General features: G+C 59.2%; 15 protein-coding genes. 6 read left to right on the top strand and 9 right to left on the bottom strand.

Annotation, left to right across the window (positions count from 1 at the left end):
* Nucleotides 1-24: 24 nt before the first annotated feature.
* From PUT78_RS14660 to PUT78_RS14620, 9 genes are all read right to left on the bottom strand, one after another.
* The gene (locus PUT78_RS14660; protein ID WP_274353019.1) at nucleotides 25-1,308 is read right to left on the bottom strand and encodes a TRAP transporter large permease; all 1,284 of its coding nucleotides are present in this window, start codon (nucleotides 1,306-1,308) and stop codon (nucleotides 25-27) included.
* A gap of 15 nt (nucleotides 1,309-1,323) precedes the next feature.
* Entirely contained in the window at nucleotides 1,324-2,841 is a 1,518-nt protein-coding gene (locus PUT78_RS14655) for an amidase (protein ID WP_274353018.1), read from the bottom strand.
* A gap of 128 nt (nucleotides 2,842-2,969) precedes the next feature.
* Nucleotides 2,970-3,902 carry a LysR substrate-binding domain-containing protein gene (locus PUT78_RS14650; protein ID WP_274353017.1) on the bottom strand — a complete coding sequence of 311 codons (933 nt, stop codon included), beginning with the start codon at nucleotides 3,900-3,902 and terminating at the stop codon, nucleotides 2,970-2,972.
* 73 nt (nucleotides 3,903-3,975) lie between these two features.
* Nucleotides 3,976-4,716 carry a trehalose-phosphatase gene (otsB, locus tag PUT78_RS14645; RefSeq protein ID WP_274353016.1) on the bottom strand — a complete coding sequence of 247 codons (741 nt, stop codon included), beginning with the start codon at nucleotides 4,714-4,716 and terminating at the stop codon, nucleotides 3,976-3,978.
* Nucleotides 4,691-6,466, bottom strand: coding sequence for an alpha,alpha-trehalose-phosphate synthase (UDP-forming) (locus tag PUT78_RS14640; RefSeq protein ID WP_274353015.1), 1,776 nt, complete (start codon nucleotides 6,464-6,466; stop codon nucleotides 4,691-4,693). The genes otsB and PUT78_RS14640 overlap by 26 nt, the downstream gene beginning before the upstream one ends.
* A gap of 138 nt (nucleotides 6,467-6,604) precedes the next feature.
* Nucleotides 6,605-8,788 carry an amylo-alpha-1,6-glucosidase gene (locus PUT78_RS14635; protein WP_274353014.1) on the bottom strand — a complete coding sequence of 728 codons (2,184 nt, stop codon included), beginning with the start codon at nucleotides 8,786-8,788 and terminating at the stop codon, nucleotides 6,605-6,607.
* A 21-nt stretch (nucleotides 8,789-8,809) separates the two neighbouring features.
* The gene (locus PUT78_RS14630; RefSeq protein ID WP_274353013.1) at nucleotides 8,810-9,880 is read right to left on the bottom strand and encodes a glycosyltransferase family 4 protein; all 1,071 of its coding nucleotides are present in this window, start codon (nucleotides 9,878-9,880) and stop codon (nucleotides 8,810-8,812) included.
* Between the two features lie 526 nt (nucleotides 9,881-10,406).
* On the bottom strand, nucleotides 10,407-11,615 hold the full coding sequence (locus tag PUT78_RS14625) for a hypothetical protein (protein ID WP_274353012.1): 1,209 nt from the start codon (nucleotides 11,613-11,615) through the stop codon (nucleotides 10,407-10,409).
* 261 nt (nucleotides 11,616-11,876) lie between these two features.
* The gene (locus PUT78_RS14620) at nucleotides 11,877-12,611 is read right to left on the bottom strand and encodes a cyclic nucleotide-binding domain-containing protein (RefSeq protein WP_274353011.1); all 735 of its coding nucleotides are present in this window, start codon (nucleotides 12,609-12,611) and stop codon (nucleotides 11,877-11,879) included.
* A gap of 258 nt (nucleotides 12,612-12,869) precedes the next feature.
* Between PUT78_RS14620 and PUT78_RS14615 the strand changes: the two genes are divergently transcribed.
* From PUT78_RS14615 to narJ, 6 genes are all read left to right on the top strand, one after another.
* Nucleotides 12,870-13,343 (top strand): universal stress protein, encoded by a 474-nt coding sequence (locus PUT78_RS14615; RefSeq protein ID WP_274353010.1) that lies wholly within the window; start codon nucleotides 12,870-12,872, stop codon nucleotides 13,341-13,343.
* 56 nt (nucleotides 13,344-13,399) lie between these two features.
* Nucleotides 13,400-15,046 (top strand): MFS transporter, encoded by a 1,647-nt coding sequence (locus tag PUT78_RS14610; RefSeq protein WP_274353009.1) that lies wholly within the window; start codon nucleotides 13,400-13,402, stop codon nucleotides 15,044-15,046.
* Between the two features lie 62 nt (nucleotides 15,047-15,108).
* On the top strand, nucleotides 15,109-16,503 hold the full coding sequence (locus tag PUT78_RS14605) for a NarK family nitrate/nitrite MFS transporter (protein ID WP_274353008.1): 1,395 nt from the start codon (nucleotides 15,109-15,111) through the stop codon (nucleotides 16,501-16,503).
* Between the two features lie 56 nt (nucleotides 16,504-16,559).
* Nucleotides 16,560-20,300, top strand: a complete 3,741-nt coding sequence (locus PUT78_RS14600; protein ID WP_274353007.1) for a nitrate reductase subunit alpha — start codon at nucleotides 16,560-16,562, stop codon at nucleotides 20,298-20,300.
* Complete coding sequence (narH, locus tag PUT78_RS14595) at nucleotides 20,297-21,823, top strand: nitrate reductase subunit beta (RefSeq protein WP_274353006.1); 1,527 nt, start codon at nucleotides 20,297-20,299, stop codon at nucleotides 21,821-21,823. The genes PUT78_RS14600 and narH overlap by 4 nt, the downstream gene beginning before the upstream one ends.
* Nucleotides 21,820-22,521, top strand: coding sequence for a nitrate reductase molybdenum cofactor assembly chaperone (narJ, locus tag PUT78_RS14590; protein WP_274353005.1), 702 nt, complete (start codon nucleotides 21,820-21,822; stop codon nucleotides 22,519-22,521). Before narH ends, narJ begins: the two co-directional genes overlap by 4 nt.
* Nucleotide 22,522: the final 1 nt, after the last annotated feature.

Here is a 22,522-nt window from a genome sequence, read left to right as displayed (position 1 = left end):
GCGTTTCCTCCTTCTCCATTTGCGTCAGTTGATGGCGAAGCCCAGTGCGCGCGGCAGCGCCAGAGTGATTTCCGGAAAGCGTGCAAGCACGAAAAGCAGGGCAATCTGTACGCCTATGAACGGCATGGTCACCCAAGCAAGCCGCCAGTAGTTCAGCGAGGTCAGCGCCGACACGACGACCAGACATTTCCCCAAAGGGGGCGTGATCAGACCGATGCAGAGGTTCAGACAGATCAGAATGCCCAGATGCACCGGATCGACGCCCTGCGCGATGGCCTGTGTTGCAAACAAGGGCACCATCAGGGTTATCGCCACCGTTGTGTCCATGATCATGCCGACCAACAGGAAGACGATCATCAGGAAAACCAGAAAGCTGAAGCCCGTCAGCCCCATCGCCTCTACCCAGCGGGCGAGCGCGCCGGACCAGCCCATCTGGCCGGCCAGATACCCCAGAATGGAGATTGCAGCGAGTATGATGAAGATGGTGCCGGTCAGCCGCGCCGTGGATTCGATGGCCTCCAGCAAGATTGACCAGCTCAGCCCGCGATAGGCCAGCCCGGCCAGCACCGCGACAAGAACAGCGATAGCCGAGCCTTCGGTCGGTGTGGCAAGACCCAGCACCAGCGTACCCAGAATGACCAGCGGCAGGCACAGCGCGGGAAGCGCGCGGATCAGGCTGGGCAGGAAGGGTGGCAGATCGTCGCTTTTGCCGCCCGGATGGTTGTACCGGTGCGCCAGAAAGGCATTCAGCGCCAGAAGCGCGGCGGCCAAAAGCAGGCCGGGCACGATACCGGCAACGAACAAAGCCGCCACGGATGTGCTGGTCAGCCCGCCATAGATGATCATGATGATCGACGGCGGAATGATCGGCCCGATCATGGATGACGCTGCGGTGACCGCGCCTGCATAGTATTTGTCATATCCCCGGCTGACCATCTCTGGCACGAATGAACGTGAAAGCGAGGCACTGTCGGCCACTGCCGAACCGGACACACCGGCAAAGAATACGCTGGTCAGAATGTTTACATGCCCCAGCCCACCCTTGTACCGCCCGACGATGGACAGCGCGAAATCAATCAGCGAGCGCATCACCCCCGCGCGGGTCATGATTTCGGCGGTCAGGATGAAAAGCGGCATCGCCATGAAGGCGAATACATCCAGTTGCGAGAAGATCCGCTGCGGCATGATCGACAGAAACTGTGACCGGTCCATGGCGATGAATGTCGCCACGGAAACAGCACCCATCAGATAGGCAAAAGCCGTGCCGCTGATCAGGAAGATGATGAACAGGATGGGGATAAACCACATGTCAGGCGCCCTTTCTCAGACAGCCGTAGGCGCGGCAGCGGGTTGATGGCCGGGGCGCGCGCGGCGGTCGATGATGCTGCGCGGGTCAATCGGGGCGGGTGTGAGCGTGGCGAAATCGGGCTTGGGCCGTGCCGTATGCGTGTCTTGTTCCAGCAGCGCCTCTAGTGACCTTGCGGCCGCCAGCAATGCATTGTCGCCGCGCACCGGGCCAAGAAGCTGCAGGCCAAACGGCATCCCCTTCGCATCGCGCCCAGTCGGAAGTGTCAGGCCGGGGCCACCCATAAGTGACCCGCGATAGGTCAGGGCAAGCCAGCGATAGTAAACGTCCTGCTTCTGGCCATCGATCATATCGGCAAAGGGTTCAGTCCATGGAAATGGCGAAACCGGCGCGGTGGGCAGAAGGATGATATCGACATCCTGCATCAGCTTGTTGAAACGGCGCAAAATCCGCGTCTGCTCGGCGTGTGCCCAGGCGCGTTCGCGCAGGCTCATCTCCAGCCCCATTGCCACATTGACCCTGATCTGGTCGGCAAAATCATCCGGTTTGTGCGTGACTGCATCGCCAAAGGCTGCGACAAAGCTTTCGGCGCGCAAGATATCAAACACCCTGTCCATATCGCCCAGCGACAGGTCAATTTCAGTTACAGATGCCACATGCGGCACGATACGCGCAACGCGGTCGCGGAAGGCTGCGCGGATAGCGGGGTCAACGGCCACCCCGCCGAAATCTTCGCTGATGCCAACCCGCAGTTGCGCCAGTGGTCTGGCGGCGAGGGCGTCAAAGCGGTCAGCGGAGGAGGGGGCAGAAAGCGGGTCATCCGGATCATGGCCCTGAATGCAGCCCAGCATCAGCAGCAGGTCATCCATGTTGCGCGCCATGGGGCCAAGCACCGAAATACCCGACCAGCCAAGCGACCGGTTGGGATGGGCGACAACATCCACCGAGGGGCGATAGCCGACCACCCCGCACAGTGCCGCCGGAAGCCTGAGCGAGCCGCCGGTATCTGATCCCGTGCAAAGCGGCAGCATATCAGTGGCCAGCGCCGCAGCCGACCCGCCCGATGAACCGCCGACAATCAGGCGCGTGTCAAACGGGTTGCAGGTGACGCCCCAGACCGGGTTGCGGGTGTTTCCGCCGGCCCCGAGTTCGGGCACATTGGTTTTCGCCACGATCACCGCGCCGCTGTTGCGCAGGCGCGAGACGATCAGTTGATCGCTTGGCGCAACATGATCACGGAACAACAGGCTGCCATGGGTGGTGCGCAGACCCTGAACATCCTGCATGTCCTTGATGCCCACGGGAACGCCGTCAAGGCGGCCAATGGGGGCGCCATCCGCCCAGCGACGGGTCGACGCCCGCGCCTGTCGCACCGCGCCCTCGGTATCAAGAGTGGTTACGGCATTGATCATCGGATTCCAGCGCGCAATCTGCGCAAGGCAGGCGTCAAGCACATCGTCGGGCGTGATAGTGCGCGCGGCGAAACCGCGCGTCATTTCTGCGGCGGACATCTGTGCCAGCGCGTTCTCAGCCACTGAAAACCCCTGCGGAACGCGTGGAAAACGGCCTCATCCCAAGTTTCTCCCCCAACCTGATCAGAAGAGGCTAGGGGCAAAAGCCGTCATAAAAAAATGAAATCTTCGCCGTTGATCATAACCATTGGTTAATCTCCAAGTTGCGCGGCGCTTTGCGAAAGGCATTGCAGAAACAGAACCGTGCTCTTTGCTTCCTGCATGTCGGTGCGCCAGTAGCAGCGCACTTCTGACAGCAGATCACCCATTTCGACCGGCAGGATAACCAGATCACCACGCTGTGCATGGGCCTGCGCAAAACTCTCTGGAAACAGCGTAAGAGACTTTGATTTCTTTAATAATTCCATGTTTAGCATCAACGACACGGACGAGATGAATTTTTCAGGCATTGCCAGCCCATGCTGCGCAAGCATCGAGGCTATAGCCTGCCGGGCGATAGATCGCTCATGAGGGAATATCCAGGGCCAGCGCATCGCATCGGTCCATGACAGAACCCGGCTGCGCGCCAGCGGATGGGCCGGGCCAGCGGCCACCGTTAACCGTTCGTTATATAATTTGCGTTGGGCAATGCCCGGATACTCCTGCGGCTGCCACGCCCGCGCGATCAGATAGTCAATGCTGTTGTCGTTCAGCAGCGGCAACATCGAATTGAAATGCCCCTCAATGATCGACAGGTTCACATTCGGCGCGATATTACCCATGAGCACGACCGCCTGCGGCATAAGGGTCGGCGCCACTGAACCCACCACGCCGACCGAAACTGTACCCGAAATCCCGGCCGCAATGGCGTCAATGTCCAGTGCGGCGCGTTCGATCTGGGTCAGCACTTGCCGGGCGTGCCGTGCCAGCTGCACGCCGACGGGTGTCAGATAGAGGCGGTTCCTGTCGCGCGTGACAACCGGCCTGCCGACGATCTGCTCCAGTTCCGTTATCTGTTTGGAGATCGCGGGCTGCGAGACATTCAACGCCTCTGCCACACGCGCCACCAGACCAAGCCGTTCGAGGCTTTCGAGCATCCTGAAATGTCGCAGCGTCAGCCTGTTGTGCCATCGGGTGTCGGACAAAGCGGCCTCCGGGGTTCAGATACATTGCGCATCATAACCGCCCCGGCGTCAGCCGTCGACACCGGGCGTGTTTTCAGCCGGAACGCGCAAGCCGGGTCAGCCAGTCATGCACGTCAGTCACTGTCCGCAGCGTGTGGTGGGCCTGGGTTTGTATTTCAGGTCCGATCCGAACTGAAATGCCGCTGTTCCGGTTGGTCCATTCAAAGCCGATTTCATCGGAAGTGTCGTCGCCAAGAAACACCGGAATGCGGCCCCGGAACGGCGGGCGTGACATGAACCATGCGATGGCCGCGCTTTTTGTTGCCCCTTCCGGCAGAAACTCTGCGCCTGCATGCCCTTCAAGCAGTCTATAACCTGCGGGAAGGCGGGTCAGGGTGTTCCGGCAAGCGGCTATGACAGCCGGCAGGGCCTCGGGCGCGGCGCGTGTGTGAACGGCAAGAACCGGGCCTTTATATTCGAAATAGACACCCTTGGTTTGCGAAAACCGCTTTTCCAACTCCGTGAAGACCGGGGTCACTGCGGCGGCGGCTTCGTGCCCGCTTTCCAGTTCATCGCCCAGCATCCGCTCAATCCCGAAGGTTCCAGCCGCCGCAAGGCCTGTCTGACCGAACAGCCGTTCCACCATCGCCAGATTGCGCCCTGTTACAAAGGCCACTGCACCATCAAGCTTTCGGTTAAGGTCACCCAGAATGCCCGGCAACGCTGGCGGGACAATGACAGCATCAGGGTGCGCGGCATGTTCGACCAGCGTACCGTCGATGTCCAGAAACAGGGCCGTTTCTGTCAATTCAGGTACTGGGGGTTTCTGCATCATTTCTCTCACTGGTTAGGATTGCTGGCTCTGGCTGTGCCCTGAAGGTGACGCGGCGCAACCGGTCCTGCACCGGCCCACCCCGTTTCAGAAGCTGATTGCGGCGACGAAAATGTACAGCGTCTTCCAGCAAGCGCCCGGCCCATCTGTAAATATTCTTGCTGCGCACCGTTTCGCGCATGCGTCGCATGCGCGCGGCCTGCTCATCCGGCGGCATTTCAAGTGCAGATTTCAACGTGGCGGCAAGCTTCGAAATATCGAAAGGATTGACTGCCAGTGCTTCGGGCATTTCCTGTGTCGCTCCGGCGAAGCGGGACAGGATCAATACGCCCTGTTCATCGCGACGTTCGGCGACAAATTCCTTTGCCACAAGATTCATGCCGTCATGCAGGCTGGGAACAACACATATATCGGCCTCGCGGTACAGGTGGCGCAGATCATCGCGGTCAACATGCCGGTCCATGAACAGCAGCGGCGTATAGTCAGGGGTGCCGAAGCGATCATTGATCGCTTCGCTGAGGCGCAGACACTGCTTGTGCAGACTGCGGTAGGATGCAACCTCTCCGCGACTGGGGGCGGCGACATAAAACAGATGGATATTCCCGCGCCATTCCGGATGAAGGACCAGCAATTCCTCGAAGGCTGACAGGAATTCGGGGATGCCCTTTGTGTAGTCAAGCCGCCCCACCGCAAGGATCAGTTTCGCCCCGGACTTGGCGCCCATGGCCTTGCGGGCACTAAGTGTGGCAGGCATCTCTTGCCCTGTGGGATCGGGGGGCCAGGCGATGGAAATCGGGTAGGTCCGGACGCGCGACAGCTTGCTGCCATATCGCACTGAACAATCTTCGGGATTGATACGGCTTTCCAATGTGCGTTCGACACAATCGATGAAGTTTATCCGGAACAGCGGAACCTGAAACCCGATGATATCCGACCCCAGCATCCCGTCCAGAACTTCCGCAGCATGGGGGCAGATGCCAAAGACCTCGGCGTTTGGCCATGGGATGTGCCAGAAACTGACAATGGTAGCATTCGGCAGGCGTTCGCGGATCATGCGCGGCAGAAGCGCGAAATGATAATCCTGCACGATCACGATGGGCGAGTCAGTGCGCGCCTCTTGCTTCACCGCGTCGGCGAAACGGGCGTTGACCGCGCGGTAGTGGCACCAGTCCGCCGCGCGGAAAACCGGGCGGACAAAGGCATTGTGACACAGTGGCCAAAGGCTTTCATTGGCGAAGCCGACATAATATCCTTTCTCCTCTTCCGGGGTGATCCAGACGCGGCGCAATGTGTAGCCCGGATTGCCGGGGGGAACCTGAATCCTGTCATGGGCATCCACAGTTTCGCGATCCGCCGACCCGCTGCCATGGGCAATCCATGTCCCACCGCAGCCGCGCGCGATCGGTTCCAGCGCAGAAACAAGCCCGCCTGCCGGTATCTCGCACCGGATGCCATCTGTTTGCGTTGTATGCACATAGGGCTCGCGGTTTGACACAAGTATCACATCCGTGCCCGCCAGTTCATTCCTGATAAGGGTGCGCAAGCGCGTCACATCCCAGTCATCGGGGTTGCGGGCGTGAGTAATCATTTTGGGGGCTGGTGTGTCGAACTTCCGGGATGGCGCTTCTTTCACGCCCGTGTTGGTCTGTGACACGGCGGTTTCTGCCCATCCGGGCCTTAGGAATGTCCTGATCCGGTCGATCATTGCCGCCGGGAAAGGGTCGTGGTCGGAAGTGTCATCCTGCGTGCTCATCTGGACCTGCATTGTTCTGCGCTAGATCATGGGCGCGCACCTGATTGACGGAAGGGCCGTCTGGTCGACTACGGCCCGGCTTCAAAGAATAGGTCTGTGTTCGTTAAACCCTTTCTACGCGGGAGTTGTTCCAACCGGTCATTCCAGATGATGAACGAGCGTCGGAATGGACGCGCAGCCGGGCCTGTTGATAGCGCAGGCCACCTGGTCATCCCTTCGATGGAATTCGATACAGACCTTTGCACCACCGATATCAAGGTTTGTGACACTGACATGGTCGATTCCGGCGGGCAGACTGGGGGCCACGACCCGGATTTCCCGCGCGTAGGCATCAATTTGCAGGCCCAGCGTCGTTTTCAATAACAAAAATGCCGAAGCCGCTGCCCATGCCTGCGGCATGCAGGCGACCGGGTATCCAACCGGCCCCTCACCTGCGACCCGCGCAAAGCCGCAGAACAGTTCGGGCACACTCTTGTCGAAATGAAATGACGCTTCAAACAGCCGGGCAAGCGCGCGCGCTGCGGCTTCGGGTTGGGCGTACTTGTCAATTCCCGCGCTGCAGATCGCTGTATCATGCGGCCAGACAGAGCCGTTATGGTAGGAAAGCGGGTTGAAGCGGGCCTCGCCGATGGCCACAGTGCGCAGGCCCCAGCCCGACAGAAAATCAGGCTTCAGAAACGCCGCCGCCACAGCCTGCCCGCGTTCAGCGGAAGGCAACCCGGAATACAGTAAATGCCCTGCGTTCGTCGTTCGCACAGCGCATTGCTTTGAGGTACCATCCAGCGCAATCGCGTAGAAATCCTGTTCCGGCATCCAGAACCGGTCCTCCACAGTCTGGCGCAGACGATCGGCACTTATGCGCAACGTCGCGCTGTAGTCTTCGTCCCCTCTGCGGGTGGCCATCTCTGCCATTCCGGTAAGCGCCAGATAAGCATAGCCCTGAACCTCCACCAGACTGATCGGGCCTTGCGCCAGTGATCCATCTGCATGGAATACTGCATCCGCGCTGTCCTTCCATCCCTGATTTTGCAGGCCGGTATTATGGGCACGGGCATATGAAACCAGACCATGTGCGTCTTGCGCACGTGTGGTCTCGATCCATGAAACCGCATCCCGGAGTGCGGGCCAAAGCGTGTCGATAAACGCGTCATCGGCAGTTCGCTGGGCGTATTCGACGGCCAGATGCACAAACAGGGGTGTTGTATCGACGCCCCCATAATACCGGCCGAAGGGGACTTCGCGCAGCTGCGCCATTTCGCCGCCCCTGATTTCATGCAGGATCTTGCCCGGCGCGGCGTCAGAAAACTCGTCATACCCGTGGGCTTGTGTCCCGGCGAGAAAGCGCAGCACACCACGTGCAAGATCAGGGTCAAACCAAAGCGTGGCAAGCGCTGTGATGATACCGTCCCTGCCGAATGCAGTGGAAAACCACGGAATTCCGGCAAATGGATAGGGGCCGGTGTCCAACTCAGACGACAGAAGCGCTATATCGGCGCGTGTGCGGCTTAGCCAGTCGTTGAACAGCGGGCCAGAGGTCTGGATTGTTGCCCCTCTCTGGCGTTTGGTTTTCATGGCCCGATGCGCGGCGGCCAGATTTTTCCTGTGGCGCGACCGGCCCGGTTCCGTGCGATCAGCGCCTGCCTCCAGATACAGAACCCGGCGCGCACCGCGCGGCACCTGCACCACCAGACGGATTTCGCGCCCCTCTGCGGCGACAGTGATTGGTTGCGACACGCTCAGATGCAGAGATCGTGTTTGTCTGTCCAGTCCTTCATACGCAAAACCAACATGGTCGGGTCCGGTTTCGATCGGCAGCATGCGGCCGCGCGCAGCACGGTTCATGCCCCGCACTTCGAATATATCGCGAAAATCCGCAGCGATCTGGAAATCCAGTGGCAATTCCAGCGGGGTAAGCCCGTAATTCGTGATCGCAATGCGTTCGAACATCCGCCCGCTCCTGACAAAGCGCGTGCGGTTCACATGGATGCTGCCCTGTGCAAGGGGCGCGCTGGCGTCAAGCATGACGCTGGCATTGGTCAGGTTGACCTCGAAATACACGTGATCCCCGGAAACCGCCGATCCAAGCAGCACCGGGCGCCGCCCGCCGATGCGCAGCACAAAACAGGACAGAAGCCGTGTGTCGTCATGAAAGAAGCCGTCTGCAAACCCCTCGATGTCGCCGTTTGTGCCCGCCAGCAGAAAACAATCCGCATCTTTCAGCGACAATTGGCGGATACCAAGATTGGGCGCATCCTCATGATCAGCCATTGCTCTCAGGGGGTCGACCATATGTTCGTCAAATGTCGGGATAGGGGTATCCATATGCGGCCTCCGGCCTTGGGTTCATAGAACCGCGCTGACAGGTCTGTCGGTGCGAAGCAGGTCCTGATAGGTTGCGACGTATTCATCGACCATGCGTGCCGCGTCGAAACGACGCTCGAAGCACTGCCGCACCTTGGCGCGGTCCAGTGCCAGCGCCAGGGGCACGGTCGCAATCGCCTGCGCCATTGAGTCCACCACGAAACCTGACAGCCCTTCGTCGATGATTTCCGCCATCGCACCATTGCGCCAGACGATTGACGGCGTGCCGTGTGCCATCGCCTCGATGACGACAAGGCCGAAAGGCTCCGGCCAGTCGATGGGAAACAGCAGTGCCGCGGCGTTGCCAAGAAACTGCGGCTTTTCCGACTCCGATATCTCGCCGATATACTCGACCCTGTTCCCGTCGAAATGAGGCTCGATTTCCTGCCGGAACCATGCGCGGTCCTCTTCGTCGATCTTTGCCGCTAACTTCAACGGAAGGCCCGCCGCTGCTGCAATCGCGATGGCCCGGTCCGCCCGCTTATCGCGAGAGAAGCGGCCCATGAAAGCAAGATATTGCGGTCCGTTATCCGTCTTGTTCAGCGGCGCCGGTGCATAAAGATCAACCGGGATCCCGTGATAGATATTGGCGACCCAGTTCGCCTGCAGCAACGGTCGACGCTGGCTGAGCGAGATCGAGTTCATCGGCATGTCGGGCCAGTGGCCAAGTGCGGTGGGTAAGTCGGCATAATCCAGCCTGCCATGGGGCGTGGTCAGCGTCTTGGCTGCGAAATCCGCAAAAAGGGGGAAGTGCAGAAAATGTGACAGATGGCAATGAATAACGTCAAACTTGGCCTGTTGCATGCAGACATCGTCAAGCATTGCCAGATGCGCCGCTGTTGCCGAAACCCGCGGGGCGCTGTCGTCGCGCAACCCGCATGCCCGGCTTTCGACCAGCCTGGCCGAGGTCACTGACCCGGCGGCAGCAAAAAGCGTCACATCATGCCCCAATCCGACAAGATAGTTGCATAATGTCGCGATGATGCGTTCGGTGCCACCATAGGCCCCGGGTGGAACCGTCTCAAAAAGCGGTGCCACTTGAGCAATGCGCATATGTCCGATCTCCTTGGGTAATCAAGTAATGCGCTTGCAGGTCATTGTGTTCCATGGCTGCGTGGGTTTTCCGCTTCCGGGTCTGTTGATTGCAGCCCGCCACCATGACGCGCTGCAAGGGCGACAGGGCGGTTTTGCGTGGGCGGGAAGGTTGATCCGGCGGACTGGCAGCGCGACCGTTGTCTGCGCCGATTATACCGATGTCAGTTCAACCTCTGACTGTCGGAGGGTGGAGCGTGCATAAAGCGAACCTATCCAACAAGGGACAGGCATACCCCCGCCCATCTATGGGGCGAACACCCGGCCAGCGCTGCAATGCCCGCTTACTCTGGCCGGGGCGGGGTGATGAATACCACATCGCAGCGCAGTCCCGCTGACAGGGTCACATGGGCGCGGGCGCAAGCCATGACGGACAGATCTGCGCCGCCAGGGGATTAAACCTGCCTGATGCAGATCTGATATCGTCAGTGCCGTGACAAATGCGCAGGATCCCGTCCCGCGTGGTCGTCACTGGTTGGTTCAGGCGTCAGTGTGTGGCGCCAGAACCGCCGACGGCAACAATGGTATAGGGTACGCCTTCAACCTCGATTGTCCGGTCTTCTTCGAAGTTCCGGGTCGAGATCAGGCGGATCAGGCCCTGCAACGGATCGGTAATGGCGATGTGCTCACCCGCGACTGCAAGACGTGGGCGTGGGTCGCGCCAGTGCCCGTCCATCGAATAGGGTTCGGTCACCTGCAGGGTCTGGGTAATTTCGCCTGACAGGATATCCAGCAGATGCAGCTGGCCGTCCTCGGTCAGGATATAGGCATTCTGCGCCAGCGCCGGATCGAGTGCGAAGTCCACGCGACGGGTCGGCAGGTCAATCCTGCGAAACGGATATTCGCTGCCCGGCTCGATGATGACCACGGCGGCGGGGCCAAAATTACCAAGGAAGAATTGCATCGCTGTTCCGCCAGCAAGCGTTGACACGTTCCCGTCACCCAAATCAGCGGTCGGAATATGTTCAAGGGTTGGCGGGGCGGACCCGCTGCCGGGGGTCGCAACGACAATTCCGTCGCGGCACCCGAAGGCCAAGATGCGCGCCGATTGTGCCTGCCCATGCACCCCGGGGCATTCCACAATGTCACCGGCATCTGCACCTTCCATGTCGACGACCCGCAGCCCAAGGCGCGGTTGATCAGCGTCTTCATGCGGGACCGAGACGACAAGGAAATCGCCCATCGGCGCGGCAAGCCCGTGATGCGCTGCACCGGGTGCAAGGGTTACGGGGTCAAACCCGCCGCCCATGACATCGCTTTCGGAAAACAGCGTCACATCGCCGGTGCCATCGTCAAAGACCGCGATTCTGCCGGACCCTTCGACGACATGCGCCGGGCGGGTGCCTTCGATCACTATTGGCAGTAATTGCGCCTCTGTGACCTTGATATCCTGATGGTCGCCGTGATCCTCGAACGCGATTCCGGTGTCGATGACCGCGACCTTGCCAGCATCCCCCTGCACGGCAAAGATGGTGCGCCCGCTGGTGCTGCGCGTCATTGCGGGGGATTGGTCGATTGCGAATGTTCCGGCATCGGTGCCATCTGCGAGGTCCACTGCGCGGATGATCCCGTCGGCATGATCGCCGATGAAAAGGCGGTAGACGGTACCTTCCTGCGCGATGGCTGAACTGGCCAGCAGGCCCGTTGCGGCGGCTGTCGCCCAACGACGTTTCGTGACTGATGATATGCGGGGCATTCCCACCTCCGTTATGATATGATTAATAAATGTTATAACATAACAATCACGACTGCCAGCGCGTTTTTGGGCAGCATTGCGGATTGCGCAAATCACAGCCGATGCAGTTATCGTGAATGTTCTGTTTGTGGCCGGTTCTGGCGTGCCGGGGGCCTTCGGCCGCGTACAAGGCCGCGTCATCCACTGGCTGCGGGATGGCAGACTTGTGCGTGGACCATCCTCGCCCGCAGACGGATGGTTTCAGGCCGATCTCATCATGTTCTATGTGACCGGCAAGCCGGAACCATTTCCGTTCGCAATCGTATCCGGTCCGTCAATCAACCTGTCGGGTTTTGCGAGGGCTGTCAGTTTCTCATGGTCGGTAATGATGACCCGCGCGCCGTTTATCTTGACGCCATCCGCTTCCAGCAAACGCAGGGTGCGCGACAGGTTTTCCGGCGTCATGCCAAGATAGGACGCCAGAAGCCGTTTCTCTATAGGCAGGATATAGGACGCGCCGCCCCCGGCCAGCATCCATTGCCGCAACAGGTATGACGCCACACGTTCGCGCGAATTGCGCAGCTTCAGGGTTTTCGCGTTGCGCACCACGGAACGGTAGCAGGCAGCAAGTTCGTTGATCACGGACACTGCGAATTCGGTGTCGCGCCGGAACATGGCGCGGATATCGGATGCGGGCACCAGAATAATCCGTGTGCGTTCCAGCGTGCGCGCCGACATCAGATAGGGTGCATCGCGGATGCAGGCCGCCAGAATGAAGGTGGAAACCGGGCGGACCACGGCCATGGTGCATTCGCGCCCTGACCATTGCGAGAATAATTCAACCGACCCTTCCAGCACGATATGCAGGAAATCGGCCGGATCACCCTGCCGGATCATTTCCAGCCCCTGCGGGAAATTCTGGGCATAGGAACTGGCCATCAGGGATTCGAAATTAGCCTGCGTCATGTCGCGGAACAGATGCAGATGGCGAATCTCTGGCAATTCTTCGGGTCGCATGATGCTGCCTGATTATTTCTGGGGTCTTTCGCTTGACTATCATCAAGTCACAAGGACAGCAAGATCAAGCGCTACCGGGGCGTTTTTCGGATGCTGACAGTGTATAATATTTTACCGGAAACAACAGATTCCAAATCCGATACGAATGCCGGATTTACATCGTTTCATTTTGATCTCGATCAAGTTTTCTGCGGCTTGGCTATGACTGTCTGCTTGCGAACGGGTGCCTGACCGCATCCGAGTGGCAAGGAGACGCCGATGCATGTGATGCTGGCCTATGACAATTCCCGCAATGCCCGGATCGCGCTGGATGCCGTGCGCGAACTGCTGTCAGCACTAAAACCCAGGATCACGCTGATCTCGGTCGTCGAAGATGTTGGCAGTTCCACTTCCGGTGCGGATGAGCTGTTCTCCGCACAATACGCCGAACAGAAAGCGGGCACTGAGGCGGCTGCTGCAGGGCTTGCGGCGGCAGGTTTCAGCGCATCTGTTCTGATTGCGGAAGGGGATGCGCGCAAGATGATCCTGCGCGCTGTGGAGGACCGCAAGCCTGACCTTCTGGTCATGGCCCGCCACAGCTACAAACCCGACCCCGGCCCGCTGAATTTCATCACCAAGCGGATTGATGCGCTGGTTGAGGAATTCGATCACATGACTTTCGGGTCCACCAGCGCGTTTCTGGCGCGGCGTGCCCCCTGTCCGCTGCTGATCATCCCGACGCATGCCGGATGACATGACAATCATGACACTAAAGCGCGCGAACCCATTTCAAACTTTCGAGGTCTGACATGCAAGTCAGCGACATTTTTCGCTTCAGGAATGCTGAAATCAAGGCGCTTCATCTGACATGGATTGCCTTTTTCATCAGCTTCTATGTCTGGTTCAACATGGCGCCGCTGGCGTCATCCATGCTGCGTTCGGTCGATTGGCTGACGCGCGATGATATCCGCCTTTTTGCCATTGCCAATGTGGCCCTGACCATTCCCGCACGAATTATTGTCGGCATGGCGCTGGACCGGTTTGGTCCGCGCCGGGTGTTTTCGGTGCTGATGGTGCTGATGGCTGTCCCCACATTCGTCTTTGCCTTTGGTGACACGCGCGAAGTGCTGTTCATGTCGCGTCTGGTGCTGTCGTCAATCGGGGCCAGCTTCGTGGTAGGCATCCATATGACCGCGCTGTGGTTCAAGCCGCGTGATATCGGCTTTGCCGAAGGGTTCTATGCTGGCTGGGGTAATTTCGGGTCTGCGGCAGCCGCGATCACGCTGCCCACGATTGCGCTGACCATGTATGGCGGTGATGATGGCTGGCGCCACGCGATTGCCACATCCGGCGTGGTGATGGCTGCATATGGTGTGTTCTACTGGTTTGCCATCACCGACGGTCCGAGTGCCGACACCCACAAGAAACCGCGCAAGGCGTCCGCGCTGGAAGTGTCAAGCTGGCGCGATCTGATCCTGCTGTGCATCTTCACTGTGCCCATGGTGGGGATACTGTCGATCCTTGTCTACCGCGTACAGATGATGGGCTATATCGACCCGATGACTGCGGTGTTCATCTACGCGGCGATTGCGGTGATTGTGACATGGCAGGTCTGGCAGGCAATCAGGGTCAATGTGCCGATCCTGAAACGTGGCGTACCGGCAGATGACAAATACCCTTTCAGTTCGGTTGCGGCCCTGAATGCCACCTATTTCGCCAATTTCGGCGCGGAACTGGCAGTGGTGTCCATGCTGCCGATGTTCTTTGAGGAAACCTGGGGGCTGACTGCCGCCGCTGCTGGCCTGATCGCGGCAAGTTTTGCTTTCGTCAACCTGTTCGCGCGGCCCATGGGCGGGCTGGTATCCGACCGGTTCGGTAACCGCCGCTTCGTGATGCTGGCCTATATGTTCGGCATTGCCATAGGTTTCGTGCTGATGGGTTTGCTGAACTCCAACTGGCCGCTGATCATCGCGATTGCGATCACCATCATGTGCAGCTTCTTTGTACAGGGCGCAGAGGGCGCAACCTTCGGAATCATTCCGTCGATCAAGCGCCGCGTGACGGGCCAGATTTCGGGCATGGCGGGTGCTTACGGCAATGTCGGCGCGGTCTTCTATCTGTTCGTCTTCATGTTCGTCACGCCGCAGCAGTTCTTTTTCATCATCGCGGCGGGCGCATTGATCAGCTGGCTGGTCTGTTATTTCTGGCTGGTGGAGCCGGAAGGCGGGTTTGGTGATGAATACATCATTTCTTCCGTTGACCGCGAGATTGCTGCCGAAGCCACTGTGAAGAAACAGGTTGAGGCCGATCTGGCCGTTCTTCTGGGCGGGTCGGAAAAGATCGAACTGACCGAACGCGGGGGCGGGGTCGTGCAGGTGAACGCGCGCTTTGCCACTATCGCTGATCTGCGCGCGGCCCTCGACCGGTTGCGGACCAGACCCCAACCCGCTGAATGAATTCCTGCGGACCCGCCTGACCGGGTCTGCCCCACTCACCCATCCCCAATAGGAAAAGGCACATGTCCATGACAACCGCCACACAGAATTCCAAAGGGCCGGTTCTGACCGACTGGCGGCCAGAAGATCCCGCGTTCTGGAACGACTCTGGCAAACGCATCGCCAATCGCAATCTGATAATCTCTGTCCCCTGCCTGCTGCTGGCTTTTGCCGTCTGGATGGTCTGGTCGGTTGTCGTCGCACGCCTGCCCGCCATCGGCTTTGCCTTCGGCACGGACCAGTTGTTTTTGCTGGCGGCCTTGCCGGGGCTGTCGGGGGCGACGCTGCGCATTTTCTACAGCTTCGTCATTCCGATTTTCGGCGGGCGGCGCTGGACGGCAATTTCCACCGCATCACTGCTGCTGCCTGCGCTGGGGATCGGTTTTGCCGTGCAGAACCCGGAAACGCCTTATGCGATCTTCGTGATCCTGGCGCTTCTATGCGGGTTCGGGGGGGGCAATTTTGCGTCCTCCATGTCGAATATCAACTATTTCTTCCCTAAGGCGCAAAAAGGCAACGCGCTGGCCATCAACGCGGGACTGGGTAATCTGGGTGTGTCGGTGGTGCAGTTTGTTGTGCCTGTTGTCATCACCATGGGCGTGTTCGGTGCCATGGGCGGCCAGTCACAAAGCATTTCCGGCGGCGGCGAGCTGTGGTTGCAGAATGCGGGCTTTATCTGGGTGCCGTTTCTGGTGATCTTCACACTGGCCGCATGGTTCGGGATGAATGATCTGGCGGATGCCCGCGCCAATCTGTCCGATCAGCTGTCGATCCTGAAGCGCAAGCATAACTGGATCATGTCCCTGCTTTATATCGGGACATTCGGTAGCTTCATCGGCTATTCCGCAGGCTTTCCATTGCTGATGCGCACGCAGTTTCCTGCTGTCGACGCGCTGCAATTCGCCTTTCTCGGGCCGCTTGTCGGCGCGCTGTCGCGTGTGTTCACGGGCTGGATTTCCGACAGGTTCGGCGGTGGCCGGGTGACGCTGTGGGTGTTCATCGCGATGATCTTCACAGTTATGGGCGTGATCTGGTTCCTGCCGCTTGCAGGCACCGAGGGGAACTTCTGGGGCTTCTTTGCCTGCTTCATGGCGCTGTTTTTCCTGACCGGCGTTGGCAATGCGTCAACATTTCAGATGATCCCGGTGATCATGCGCAAGGAAATCCCGCTGCTGATGCCACATTTGGACAAGGCCGCAATCCTGAAAACCGCAGAGCGTGAAGCAGGTGCCATCATTGCATTCACGTCTGCGATGGCGGCTTACGGTGCGTTCTTCATTCCCAAGTCCTATGGCACGTCGATTGCGATGACCGGCGGCCCGGCAGGCGCGCTCTGGGCGTTTGCGGGCTTCTATGTCCTGTGCGTGCTGGTGACCTGGTTCTTCTACACCCGCAAGGGCGCTGCGACGCCCTGCTGACACATGCGCGGGCGCAGTGTTGCGCCCGCTCCCCCAACATCTGAACGGAGACAGCTATGAGCCATCTTCTTGACCGGCTGAACTTTCTGAAACCGAACCGCAAGGACACATTTTCAGACGGGCACGGCCAAACCACAACCGAAAACCGTGACTGGGAAGATGTCTATCGTGATCGCTGGCGGCACGACAAGATTGTGCGTTCCACCCATGGGGTGAACTGCACCGGGTCATGTTCATGGAAGATTTATGTCAAATCCGGCATTGTGACATGGGAAACCCAGCAGACCGATTATCCGCGCACGCGCCCGGACCTGCCCAATCATGAACCGCGTGGCTGCGCGCGCGGGGCGTCCTATAGCTGGTATCTGTATTCCGCCAATCGGGTGAAGACGCCCCTTGTGCGCGGCGCGCTGATGCGGCTGTGGCGCGAGAAACGCCAGAATATGACCCCTATTCAGGCGTGGGCGGCCATCCAGGCTGACCCCGCTGCACGTGCCAGCTACACCCGCAAGCGCGGCACCGGCGGGTTTGTACGCGCCACATGGGACGAAGTGACCGAGATCACGGCCGCCGCCAACGCCTACACCGCCAAGGAATACGGGCCGGACCGGGTGTTCGGGTTTTCGCCCATTCCCGCCATGTCGATGGTCAGCTACGCTGCAGGCTCGCGCTACCTGTCGCTTCTGGGCGGCACTTGCATGAGCTTTTATGACTGGTATTGCGACCTGCCGCCTGCCAGCCCCATGACATGGGGTGAACAGACCGATGTACCGGAATCCGCTGACTGGTATAACGCGGGCTACCTGCTGCTTTGGGGGTCGAACGTGCCCCAGACACGCACGCCGGACGCCCATTTCTATACCGAGGCGCGCTATCGTGGCACGAAATCCGCCGTGATCTGCCCTGACTATTCGGAAGCCGCGAAATTCGGCGATGTCTGGCTTAACGCGAAGCAAGGCACCGATGCCGCGCTTGGCATGGCCTTTGGTCATGTCATTCTGCGCGAATTCCATCTGGACCGGCAGGTTCCGTATTTTGAAGATTACTGCCGCAAATACAGTGATATGCCGATGTTGGTTCAGCTGGACAAGAAGGGCGACAGCTATCTGCCGGGCCGCCAGTTGCGCGCAAGCGATCTGATAGACAACCTGGGTGAAGCGAATAACCCCGAATGGAAAACCATCTGCATTGACGAAAACTCCGGCCAGATGGTCGCGCCCAATGGATCGATCGGGTTTCGCTGGGGCGAACACGGCATGTGGAACTTGGAGGAGAAGGCAAAGGGCACCGAGATCAGGCCCAAGCTGTCACTGATCCTTGAAGAAGACCGCGACGATGTTGTGGGCGTTGATTTTCCCTATTTCGGCGGTATGGCCACCACCCAGTGGGAAAATGACGCGCGCGGCGACATCCTCACCCGCAATGTCCCGGTCAGGAAGATTGTCCTTGCCGATGGCGCGGAAGTTCTGGTCACGACCGTGTTCGACCTGTTCTGCGCCAATTACTCGCTCGACCGGGGTCTGGGCGGTGATCATGTGACCGATGATTACAACGCCGATGTGCCTTTCACGCCAGCATGGGCCGAACGCATCACCGGTGTATCGCGCGACAAGATCATCCACGTGGCGCGTGAATTCGCAGACAATGCCGAGAAAACCAATGGGAAATCCATGGTCATCATCGGCGCTGCGATGAACCACTGGTATCACATGGACATGAACTACCGCGCGGTCATCAACATGTTGGTGATGTGCGGATGCGTGGGCCAGTCGGGCGGTGGCTGGGCGCATTATGTGGGCCAGGAAAAGCTGCGCCCGCAAACCGGCTGGACAGCGCTTGCCTTTGCGCTGGACTGGGCGCGCCCACCCCGGCACATGAACTCGACCAGCGCCTGGTACGCCCACACCGATCAGTGGCGCTATGAGACAGTGACCGCCAAAGACATCCTGTCGCCCACAGCGCCTGCAGGCGATTGGGAAAGCCTGAGCCTGATTGACTACAATATCCGGTCAGAACGCATGGGCTGGCTGCCATCTGCCCCGCAATTGAAAACCAACCCGCTGAAGGTGGGTGCTGCGGCAAAAGCTGCGGGCAAGGATATTCCCGCCTATGTTGCAGAACAGTTGAAGGTCGGCACGCTGGAAATGTCCTGCGAAGACCCGGACGCCCCTGAAAACTGGCCGCGCAACCTGTTTGTGTGGCGGTCCAACTTGTTGGGATCATCGGGCAAGGGGCATGAATATTTCCTGAAACACCTGCTGGGCACCAGCCACGGGGTGCAAGGCAAGGATCTGGGGCAGGAAGGGCGGCAAAAACCGGTCGAGGCGAAATGGCATGATGAAGCGCCGGAAGGCAAACTTGACCTGCTGGTAACCATCGACTTCCGCATGTCCACAACGGCGGTTTATGCCGATATCGTCATGCCGACGGCAAGCTGGTATGAAAAGGATGATCTGAACACATCCGACATGCACCCGTTCATTCACCCGCTGCAGGCGGCGGTGGACCCGGCCTATGAGAGCAAGACCGACTGGGAAATCTTCAAGGCGATTGCCAAGAAATTCTCAGATGTCGCGCCGGAAATTCTGGGCGTGGAAACCGATGTGGTGCAGCTGCCCTTGCAGCATGACAGCCCCGGCGAGTTGGCGCAGCCCTTTGTGCGTGACTGGAAGCGCGGCGAATGTGACCTGATCCCCGGTAAAACGGCGCCTGCCTATATCGCGGTGGAACGCGATTATCCGAACCTGCATGCCCGTTTCACAGCACTTGGTCCGTTGATGGAAAAGCTCGGCAACGGCGGCAAGGGCATTGCCTGGGATACGAAAACCGAGGTCCACCACCTGAAGGCGCTGAATGGCACCCATACGGATGGGCCGACCAAGGGCATGGCAAGGATCGAATCCGCCATCGATGCCTGCGAGGTGGTGCTGATGCTGGCCCCCGAAACCAATGGCGAAGTGGCGGTCAAGGCGTGGCATGCCCTGGAAAAGGCCACAGGGCAGGAACACGCCCATCTGGCGGAGGTGAAGCGGGATGAGAAGATCCGTTTCCGCGATATTGCCGCGCAGCCGCGCAAGATCATTTCCTCGCCTACCTGGTCGGGCATTGAGTCAGAGGAGGTCTGCTATAACGCGGGCTGGACCAATGTGCATGAACTGATCCCGTGGCGCACTGTCACGGGCCGCCAGCAGCTTTATCAGGACCATGAATGGATGCGTGTCTTCGGCGAGTTTTTCGTCACATGGCGCCCGCCGGTGGACCTGAAAACCATCACGCATGACGCGACCAAATCGCTGAAATCCGCAGAAAAGCATGTGGTGCTGAACTTTATCACCCCGCACCAGAAGTGGGGCATTCACTCCACCTATTCCGACAACCTGATGATGCTGACGCTCAACAGGGGCGGTCCGGTCGTCTGGCTGTCGGAAGTGGACGCCGCAAAAGCGGGCATCGTCGATAATGACTGGGTAGAGGTGTTCAATTCCAATGGTGTCATCGCGGCGCGTGCCGTGGTCAGCCAACGCATGAAGGACGGCACGCTGTTCATGTATCACGCGCAGGAAAAAATCGTGAATACTCCGGGCAGCCAGATCACCGGCCAGCGCGGCGGTATTCACAACTCGGTCACGCGCACAGTGCCCAAGCCCACGCATATGATCGGCGGGTATGCGCAACTGTCCTACGGGTTCAACTACTACGGAACTGTGGGGGCGAACCGCGACGAGATGGTCATCGTGCGGAAAATGGAAAACGTGGATTGGCTGGACCAACCCGTAAAAGTGGAGGCCGCAGAATGAAAGTACGTGCCCAGATCGGTATGGTGCTGAACCTCGATAAATGTATCGGGTGTCACACCTGCTCTGTCACCTGCAAGAACGTCTGGACCTCGCGCGAGGGCGTTGAATATGCGTGGTTCAACAATGTCGAAACCAAGCCCGGCATCGGCTACCCGAAGGATTGGGAAAACCAGAAACGCTGGAATGGCGGCTGGACGCGCAGCGCGTCGGGCACCTTGCAGCCCAAGCAGGGCGGCAAATGGCGGATTCTGGCAAATATTTTCGCTAATCCCGACCTGCCGGAAATCGACGATTTCTATGAACCGTTCGATTTCGACTATGACCACTTGAAATCAGCGCCTGAAATGCAGGCGTTTCCGACCGCGCGCCCCCGCTCCAAGCTTACCGGTGAGCGGATGGAGAAGATCGAGTGGGGGCCGAACTGGGAAGAAATTCTTGGCGGGGAATTCGCCAAGCGCTCGCAGGATTACAACTTCGAGGGGATTCAGAAAGACATCTATGGGGAATATGAAAACACCTTCATGATGTATCTGCCGCGATTGTGCGAACACTGCCTGAACCCTGCTTGCGTTGCGTCCTGCCCGTCTGGTGCGATCTACAAGCGCGAAGATGACGGTGTGGTCCTGATTGATCAGGAAAAATGCCGTGGCTGGCGCATGTGCGTGTCGGGCTGCCCCTACAAGAAGATCTATTACAACTGGTCTTCGGGCAAATCCGAGAAATGCACCTTGTGCTATCCGCGCCTGGAATCCGGCCAGCCGACGGTGTGTTCGGAAACCTGCGTCGGGCGCATACGCTATCTGGGGGTCATGCTGTATGATGCTGACAAGATCAGCCAGGCCGCCAGCGTGGAGAACGAGCACGACCTGTATGACGCGCAGCTTGGTGTTTTCCTTGACCCCAATGATCCAGCCGTGATCGAGGCCGCCCGCGCCGAGGGCATCCCCGAAGACTGGATCAAGGGCGCGCAGAACTCGCCCATCTGGAAAATGGCGATGGAATGGAAGATCGCGTTTCCGCTGCACCCCGAATACCGCACGCTTCCCATGGTCTGGTATATCCCGCCGCTTTCGCCGATCCAGAACGCGGCAGAGGCGGGCAAGATCAGCGCGCAGGATGACATGCCCGATGTCGCATCCTTGCGCATTCCGGTTCGCTATCTGGCCAATATGCTGACCGCAGGTGATGAAGCCCCTGTCGTAAATGCGCTGGAACGGATGCTGGCAATGCGGTCCTACATGCGGTCAAAAACCGTGGATGGTGTGGTCAATCTGGGCGTCGCCAAGCGTGTGGGCATGACACCCCAGCAGATCGACGAGATGTATCAGTTGATGGCGATTGCCAACTATGAGGATCGTTTCGTCATCCCGACCACGCACCGCGAACTGGTGGAAGATGCCTATGATCTGAAGGGGGGCTGCGGCTTCACCGATGGCAATGGCTGTTCCACCGGCAGCAGCGGCAATTCGCTGTTCAGCGGCGGCAAGAAATTCCGCAGCCCGCAGGAGTTTATCCAGTCATGAAAACCTATCACGCCCTGTCAGCCTTGTTGACCTATCCGACGCCGGACCTGCAAGCGGCTGTTCCTGAAATCCGGCAGATCCTCCTGAAAGAGGGTCTGCTGCGCACCAGCGATCTGACAACGCTGGAACCGCTTTTGAATGAGCTGGAAACTGGCGACATCTATGACTTGCAGGAACGCTATGTCCTGCAATTCGACCGTGCGCGCACGCTGTCGCTGAACCTGTTTGAACATATCCATGGCGAAAGCCGTGACCGGGGTGGTGCAATGGTGGACCTGCTGGAAACCTACCGCGCGGGCGGGTTCGATCTGGTCGGGCCGGAATTGCCCGATCACCTGCCGGTGTTGCTGGAATTCCTGTCCACCCGCACGCCCGATCAGGCGCGCGCCATTTTGGCCGATGCGGGCCATATCATCTTGGCGTTGGCGGAACGGTTGGCACGGCGCGAAAGCGTCTATGCTCCGGTCATGGCCGCTATCGTGTCGCTGGCGCAGGTCAAAACCAGCCCCGAGGCCGAAGCACTTCTGTCTGAGAAAGACGATGACCCCGAAGACCTGGAAGCACTCGATGCGGTCTGGGAAGAAGCGATGGTCACTTTCGGTCCTGACCCCAATGCCGGATGTCCGGTCAGTCGTGACATTCTTGCAAAAATGGACATGCCCGCCGCCCCGCGCCCCGCTGCGCCGGGCCAGATCTAGG

This window comes from Roseinatronobacter alkalisoli, from assembly GCF_028745735.1.
In the GTDB taxonomy this organism is placed as follows: Bacteria; Pseudomonadota; Alphaproteobacteria; order Rhodobacterales; family Rhodobacteraceae; genus Roseinatronobacter; species Roseinatronobacter alkalisoli.
This window is presented reverse-complemented; position numbering and strand designations above follow the sequence as displayed.